Origin of the sequence: Streptococcus sp. 4094 (assembly GCF_013277125.1) — a bacterium.
In the GTDB taxonomy this organism is placed as follows: domain Bacteria; phylum Bacillota; class Bacilli; order Lactobacillales; family Streptococcaceae; genus Streptococcus.
In genome coordinates, this window is record NZ_VMMI01000018.1 from 22,748 (window position 1) to 29,832 (window position 7,085).

Genomic DNA, 7,085 nt, shown 5'->3' on the forward strand with positions numbered 1-7,085 from the left:
TTTTTTATAGTCTATTTCGAAAAACTTCGTACATAAGAATGGCTGCAGCAACACTGGCATTGAGACTTTGAACATGTCCATTCATAGGAATGGTAATCATTTCATCGACCTGTTTTTTGATGTTGCTAGAAATGCCTTTTCCTTCATTTCCAATGATGAGGGCGATTTTTCCTTTTGTATTCCACTTGTGGCAAGGAGTACCGTTCATATCCGTTCCAAAGGTCCAGAAGCCTTCATCCTTGAGTTTGTCTAAGGTTTGACTGAGATTGGTTACTCGGGCGATTGGAACATGCTCAATAGCACCTGTGGCCGTTTTGGCAACGACAGGAGTAACGCCGACAGCACGGTGCTTGGGAATGATGACCCCTGAAACATTGGTCGCATCAGCGGTTCTTAAGATGGAGCCTAAGTTGTGAGGATCAGTTAACCCGTCCAGAATCAATAGCAAAGGATTTTCTTCTTGACGCGTTTGGGCAAGAATGTAATCTAGCTCGCTATAGGCAAATTCAGACACTCGTAGAACAAAACCTTGGTGAACAGCACCTTCAGTCATCTCAGAGAGGGATTTTTTTGAAGTCCAAGAAATGGACACCTTCTTTTCTGTAGCCAGTTCTTTGACTTTCTCAACATTCTTACCTCGGAGATCTTCTTGGAGGTAAAGTTTGTTTCCTGTGTTTGCAAGGAGGGCTTCGGTAACGGCGTGGACGCCATAGACAATATCATTTGTTTTCATGCCTCTATTATAACACAAAACCCCGTCTTGCAACGGGATTTTCTTTATTCCAGAATCAGTAAACCATCTTTAACTGCAAATGGGTCTTTTTCATTGATGCGATCGTAAAACATGATTCCGTTAATGTGGTCAATTTCATGCTGAACAACGATGGAGTTGTAGCCTTTGAGTTTGATGCGGTGTTTTTCGCCATCTTTGTCAAAGTAGTCAACAGTGACGCGAGCATGACGCACCACATAGCCAGGCACGTTGCGGTCAACAGATAGGCAACCTTCTCCTTCGCCAAGAGCAGCGTCTTGAACCGAGTGAGAGACGATTTTTGGATTGTACATAATAGCTTGCAAGTCGTAGGCTTCCTCTGGAGTTTCGCCTTCTTCAACAATATTAGGTACCAAAACAGCGATAATGCGTTTTGAGATATCCAACTGAGGAGCAGCCAGTCCAACCCCACCGCGGAGCCCCATTTTTTCAGCCATGACGGGATCTTGGGAATGTTTGAGGAATTGCATCATCTTTTCGCCAAGGATGATTTCTTGGTCAGACAAGGGAAAAGTGACTTCCTCAGCAACCGCGCGTAGAGTTGGGTTCCCTTCGCGGATAATATCGTTCATATCAATTAAGTGAGCAGCTTTTGTAATACGTTCTATAGCAGACATTTTCTCTCCTTTCATTACCTCTACATGATAACACAAAATGACAAGGATTGAAAGCATTATATCCTTTAGGATTTATAGAAAATAGATAGCGAAAAATAGATAGGAAGTTCAATTCAATTGTGAAAGAATTACTTATCTGTGATATAATAAAAAGAAAAGGCTTGCATAAGAAAGTAGGGAGAATGAAGATGCAAAGAAGACAAGATAGAAATCAGGGTGGTTTAGCTTTTCGTTTTATGAAGGGCCTGGTAAACTTTTTTAGGAGTTATCGCAAGTGGAGCAATAAAGGATTTGTGGCGGTACTCTTGCTAGCAGTTGCTTTATCAATGGGCTTGGTCTTGTTGTTTGAAAGTTTCCAAGGCATGCCTCTGACCAGTCAAAAACGAGATACTATTTCTCAAGAGGGGACTAAGCAAAAGTCTCAGGAGCAGGAAGAGGAAAAAACTGCCAGAATTATGGCCCACGGGGATTTGCTCTACCACGATGGACTTTTCTTTTCAGCTAAAAAAGAAGACGGTACCTATGACTTTCATGAGAATTTTGAGTATGTGACACCTTGGCTTAAGCAAGCAGATTTAGCTATTGGTGACTTTGAAGGAACCATTAATAAGGATCATTATTTAGCAGGCTATCCTCTCTTTAATGCTCCTGCTGAAGTTATGGATGCCATTAAGGATGCAGGTTATCATGTGCTGGATTTAGCTCATAATCACATTTTGGATTCGCAAATTGAGGGAGTTATTTCAACGGCCGATATTATTGAGAAAGCTGGAATCACTCCAATCGGAGTTTATACGCATGAACCACGTGATCAGGCTCCGCTGGTCATTAAGGAAGTGAATGGTATCAAGATTGCACTGTTAGCCTATTCCTATGGATTCAATGGAATTGAACAGTATATTTCTCAGGAAGACTATAATCGTTATCTTTCAGATTTAAACGAAGATAAGATGAAGGCTGAAATTGAACGGGCGGAAAAGGAAGCAGATATCACCATTATCATGCCTCAGATGGGTGTTGAGTATCGATTGGAACCAACTGAAGAACAAAAAGCTCTTTATCACAAGATGATTGATTGGGGGGCGGATATCATCTTTGGAGGGCATCCTCACGTTGTGGAACCATCTGAAACGGTTGAAAAAGATGGAGACAAGAAACTCATTATCTATTCAATGGGGAACTTCATTTCCAATCAACGGATTGAATCTATGGGAGATGAAGAAAATGCTAAGTGGACTGAACGTGGTGTTCTTATGGACGTGACCATTAAGAAGAAGGATAGAAAAACAACTATCGGAACAGCTAAAGCTCATCCTACTTGGGTCAATCGAACACCAAAGGGAACCTTTTCACCAGAAGGCTATCCTTTATATCATTACCAAACCTATATCTTAGAAGATTTTATCGAGGGTGGTAGTCATCGTGACCAGTTAGACGAAGCGACTAAGGAACGAATTGATACAGCCTACAAAGAAATGAACGAACATGTGGGATTGAAGTGGGATTAGCTTGAATCCAGAGGAAAGTAAATGATGATTAAAGTAATTGCGACAGATATGGATGGAACCTTGCTGGATGCTAGAGGCCAGCTGGATCTCCCACGATTGGAAAAGATTTTAGATCAGTTGGATAAAAGGGGCATTCGTTTTGTTATCGCGACGGGCAATGAAATTCACCGCATGAGGCAACTACTGGAGAACTTGGTCAATAGAGTGGTTCTGGTTGTTGCCAACGGTGCTCGTATTTTTGAAAACAATGAACTGATTCAGGCTCAGACTTGGGATGATGCCATTGTTGATAAGGCTTTGGCTCATTTCAAGGGTCGAGCGTGTCAGAACCAGTTTGTTGTAACGGGGATGAAGGGTGGTTTCGTCAAAGAAGGTACGATTTTTACAGACCTTGAAAGTTTTATGACTCCAGAAATGATTGAAAAATTCTACCAACGGATGCAGTTTGTGGATGAATTAACCTCTGACCTCTTTGGTGGTGTGCTCAAGATGAGTATGGTTGTTGGTGAGGAACGTTTGAGTTCGGTCTTGGAAGAAATCAATGACCTCTTTGATGGCCGTGTTCGGGCTGTATCCAGTGGCTATGGTTGCATTGATATCCTCCAAGCTGGAATTCATAAAGCATGGGGCTTGGAAGAATTACTCAAGCGCTGGAACTTGACCTCCCAACAAATCATGGCTTTTGGTGACAGTGAAAATGATGTTGAAATGCTTGAAATGGCTGGAATTGCCTATGCGATGGAAAATGCTGATGAGAAAGCCAAAGCTGTGGCGACTGCTCTAGCGCCAGCCAATAGCCAAGGAGGAGTTTATCAAGTATTGGAAAACTGGTTAGAAAAAGGAGAATGAAGTGGCAGTACAGTTATTAGAAAATTGGCTCCTAAAGGAACAAGAAAAAATCCAAACCAAGTATCGTCACCTAAATCAGGTTTCTGTTGTAGAGCCAGACATTCTTTTTATTGGGGATTCCATTGTCGAGTATTATCCTCTGCAGGAACTATTTGGGACTGCAAAGACGATTGTCAATCGAGGTATTCGAGGTTATCAGACAGAGCTGTTACTTGAGAACCTCGATGCGCATCTGTACGGTGGAGCAGTAGATAAAATTGTCCTTCTGATTGGGACGAACGATATTGGAAAAGATATGCCTTTGAATGAGGCTCTCAATAATCTCGAAGTGTTCATTCAATCCATTGCTCGCGATTATCCACTGGCAGAGATAAAATTGCTTTCCATTTTGCCAGTCAATGAGGGAGAGGAGTACAAGCAGACAGTCTATATCCGCACGAATGAAAAAATTCAGAAATGGAATCAAGCCTATCAAGAGCTTGCTTCTACCTATATGCAGGTAGAATTTGTGCCAGTTTTTGATAGTTTGACAGATCAGGTAGGCCAACTCAAAAAAGACTATACTACTGATGGGCTGCACCTCAGTGTTGCCGGTTATCAGGTTTTGACCAAAGCCTTGAAAGACTATCTTTACTAAATAGCTAAATAATGTTAAATTTGAGCATAATATCTTGTAAAAAATTCTAAAATCCTTTAAAATAAAAAGTGACGGAGGAATTTATGAATGTAAATCAGATTGTACGGATTATTCCTACTTTAAAAGTTAATAATAGAAAATTAAATGAAACATTTTATATTGAAACCCTTGGTATGAAGGTCTTGTTAGAGGAGTCAGCCTTTCTGTCACTAGGTGATCAAACAGGTCTTGAGAAGCTGGTTTTGGAAGAAGCTCCCAGTATGCGTACTCGTAAGGTAGAGGGAAGAAAAAAACTGGCCAGATTGATTATCAAGGTGGAAAATCCCATGGAAATCGAAGGACTCTTATCTAAGACAGATTCGATTCATCGATTATATAAGGGGCAAAATGGCTACGCTTTTGAAATTTTTTCACCAGAAGATGATTTGATTTTGATTCATGCGGAAGATGACAGAGCAAGTCTAGTAGAAGTAGGAGAAAAGCCAGAATTTCAAACAGATCTGGAGTCAATTTCTTTAAGTAAATTTGAAATTTCTATGGAATTACACCTCCCAACGGATGTAGATAGTTTCTTGGAACTATCTGAGATTGTGCCATCACTTGATTTTATACCAGCTCAGGGGCAAGATTTGACTGTGGATAATACGGTTACTTGGGACTTATCTATGCTCAAGTTCTTGGTCAATGAACTAGATATAGCAAGTCTTCGCCAGAAGTTTGAGTCTACCGAATATTTTATTCCTAAGTCTGAAAAATTCTTCCTTGGTAAAGATCGAAATAATGTTGAATTGTGGTTTGAAGAAGTATGAAGTGGACCAAGATTATTAAGAAAATAGAAGAACAAATCGAGGCAGGGATCTATCCCGGAGCCTCTTTTGCGTATTTTAAGGACCATCAATGGACAGAGTTCTATTTAGGCCAGAGTGACCCAGAGCATGGCTTGCAGACAGAGGCAGGACTCGTTTATGACCTAGCTAGTGTCAGCAAGGTTGTTGGGGTAGGTACTGTTTTCACCTTCTTGTGGGAAAGAGGTCAATTAGATATTGACAGACCAGTAACCGATTTTTTACCTGAAAGTGATTATCCAGATATTACTATTCGTCAGCTCTTAACTCACGCTACAGACCTTGATCCGTTTATTCCCAATCGTGATCTTTTAACAGATTCAGAATTAAAGGAAGCGATGTTTCATCTCAATAGACGAAATCAGCCAGCCTTTCTTTATTCGGATGTCCATTTTTTGCTGTTGGGTTTTATTTTGGAAAGAATCTTTAATCAAGACTTGGATGTGATTTTGCAGGAGCAAGTTTTTAATCCTTGGGGAATGAAGGAAACCAAGTTTAGTCCTGTTGGGCTTGCTGTTCCAACAGTCAGAGGTGTAGAGTCTGGCGTGGTACATGATCCCAAGGCTCGTCTCCTGGGCAGACATGCAGGTAGTGCTGGTTTATTTTCGACTGTAAAGGATTTACAAATCTTTTTAGAACACTATTTAGCAGATGATTTTGCAAGAGATTTGAGTCAAAATTTTTCTCCTTTGGTTGACAAGGAACGTTCTTTAGCATGGAATTTGGAAGGAGATTGGCTAGACCATACGGGATATACAGGTACCTTTATCATGTGGAATCGTCAGAAGCAAGAAGCGGCTATTTTCCTATCGAATCGTACCTATGAAAAGGATGAGAGAACTCAGTGGATTGTAGACCGTAATCAAGTGATGGACTTGATTCGCAAAGAAGAGTAAGGAGAGACATGTCAAATAGTTTAAAAGGGACTTTACTAACAGTTGTGGCTGGTATTGCTTGGGGCTTGTCAGGAACGAGTGGCCAATACCTGATGGCACACGGAATTTCGTCTCTGGTTTTGACCAACTTGCGTCTTTTAATCGCTGGTGGAATTCTCATGCTCTTGGCTTATGCTACTGCAAAGGATAAAATGCTGGCCTTTTTAAAGGATAGAAAGAGTTTGCTGTCTCTTCTCATTTTTGCTCTAATTGGTCTCTTCCTCAACCAATTCGCCTATCTAACTGCTATTCAGGAAACCAATGCAGGAACTGCGACGGTGCTTCAGTACGTTTGTCCTGTCGGGATTTTGATTTATAGCTGTATCAAGGATAAGGTGGCGCCGACACTGGGAGAGATTGTTTCCATCATATTAGCCATTGGAGGGACCTTCCTGATCGCAACACATGGGCAGTTGGACCAGTTATCTATGACACCTGCAGGTCTGTTCTGGGGGCTCTTTTCTGCTCTGACTTACGCCCTTTATATTATTTTACCCATAGCCTTGATTAAGAAGTGGGGGAGCAGTTTGGTCATCGGTGTGGGAATGGTCATAGCAGGTTTGGTCGCCCTTCCTTTTACAGGAGTTCTACAGACCAATATCCCGACTAGTCTTGATTTTCTCCTTGCTTTTGCAGGTATTATCCTTATCGGGACTGTTTTTGCCTATACAGCCTTCTTAAAGGGAGCCAGTCTGATTGGACCGGTTAAGTCAAGCTTGTTTGCTTCAATTGAGCCAATATCTGCGGTTTTCTTTGCCTTCTTAATTATGAATGAACAATTTTATCCCATTGATTTTCTTGGCATGGCAATGATATTGTTTGCTGTAACTTTGATTTCGTTGAAAGATTTACTCTTAGAGAAATAAAAAGACTCTTTGTCCGTGACAGAGAGTTTTTGCCTAGTATTTTATACTCAATGAAA

The 7,085-nt window shown here is 41.0% G+C and carries 8 protein-coding genes; 6 read left to right on the forward strand and 2 right to left on the reverse strand.

Features of this window, described 5'->3' with window-relative positions:
• Positions 1 to 4: 4 nt before the first annotated feature.
• A complete protein-coding gene (rlmB, locus tag HT721_RS05395; RefSeq protein WP_173229237.1) occupies positions 5 to 733 on the reverse strand; it encodes a 23S rRNA (guanosine(2251)-2'-O)-methyltransferase RlmB in 729 nt (242 codons plus the stop codon).
• Between the two features lie 44 nt (positions 734 to 777).
• Entirely contained in the window at positions 778 to 1,389 is a 612-nt protein-coding gene (def, locus tag HT721_RS05400) for a peptide deformylase (RefSeq protein WP_004260025.1), read from the reverse strand.
• 188 nt (positions 1,390 to 1,577) lie between these two features.
• Between def and HT721_RS05405 the strand changes: the two genes are divergently transcribed.
• From HT721_RS05405 to HT721_RS05430, 6 genes are all read left to right on the forward strand, one after another.
• Positions 1,578 to 2,897: a CapA family protein gene (locus HT721_RS05405; RefSeq protein WP_173218669.1), complete on the forward strand. Its 1,320-nt coding sequence runs from the start codon at positions 1,578 to 1,580 to the stop codon at positions 2,895 to 2,897.
• A gap of 21 nt (positions 2,898 to 2,918) precedes the next feature.
• Positions 2,919 to 3,746, forward strand: a complete 828-nt coding sequence (locus tag HT721_RS05410; protein WP_173229239.1) for an HAD family hydrolase — start codon at positions 2,919 to 2,921, stop codon at positions 3,744 to 3,746.
• A gap of 1 nt (position 3,747) precedes the next feature.
• Positions 3,748 to 4,383, forward strand: a complete 636-nt coding sequence (locus tag HT721_RS05415) for an SGNH/GDSL hydrolase family protein (protein ID WP_054362574.1) — start codon at positions 3,748 to 3,750, stop codon at positions 4,381 to 4,383.
• Positions 4,384 to 4,466: 83 nt separating this feature from the next.
• Entirely contained in the window at positions 4,467 to 5,192 is a 726-nt protein-coding gene (locus HT721_RS05420; protein WP_173213647.1) for a CppA family protein, read from the forward strand.
• Positions 5,189 to 6,124 carry a serine hydrolase domain-containing protein gene (locus HT721_RS05425; protein ID WP_173213649.1) on the forward strand — a complete coding sequence of 312 codons (936 nt, stop codon included), beginning with the start codon at positions 5,189 to 5,191 and terminating at the stop codon, positions 6,122 to 6,124. Before HT721_RS05420 ends, HT721_RS05425 begins: the two co-directional genes overlap by 4 nt.
• An 8-nt stretch (positions 6,125 to 6,132) precedes the next feature.
• A complete protein-coding gene (locus HT721_RS05430) occupies positions 6,133 to 7,029 on the forward strand; it encodes a DMT family transporter (RefSeq protein WP_173213651.1) in 897 nt (298 codons plus the stop codon).
• Positions 7,030 to 7,085: the final 56 nt, after the last annotated feature.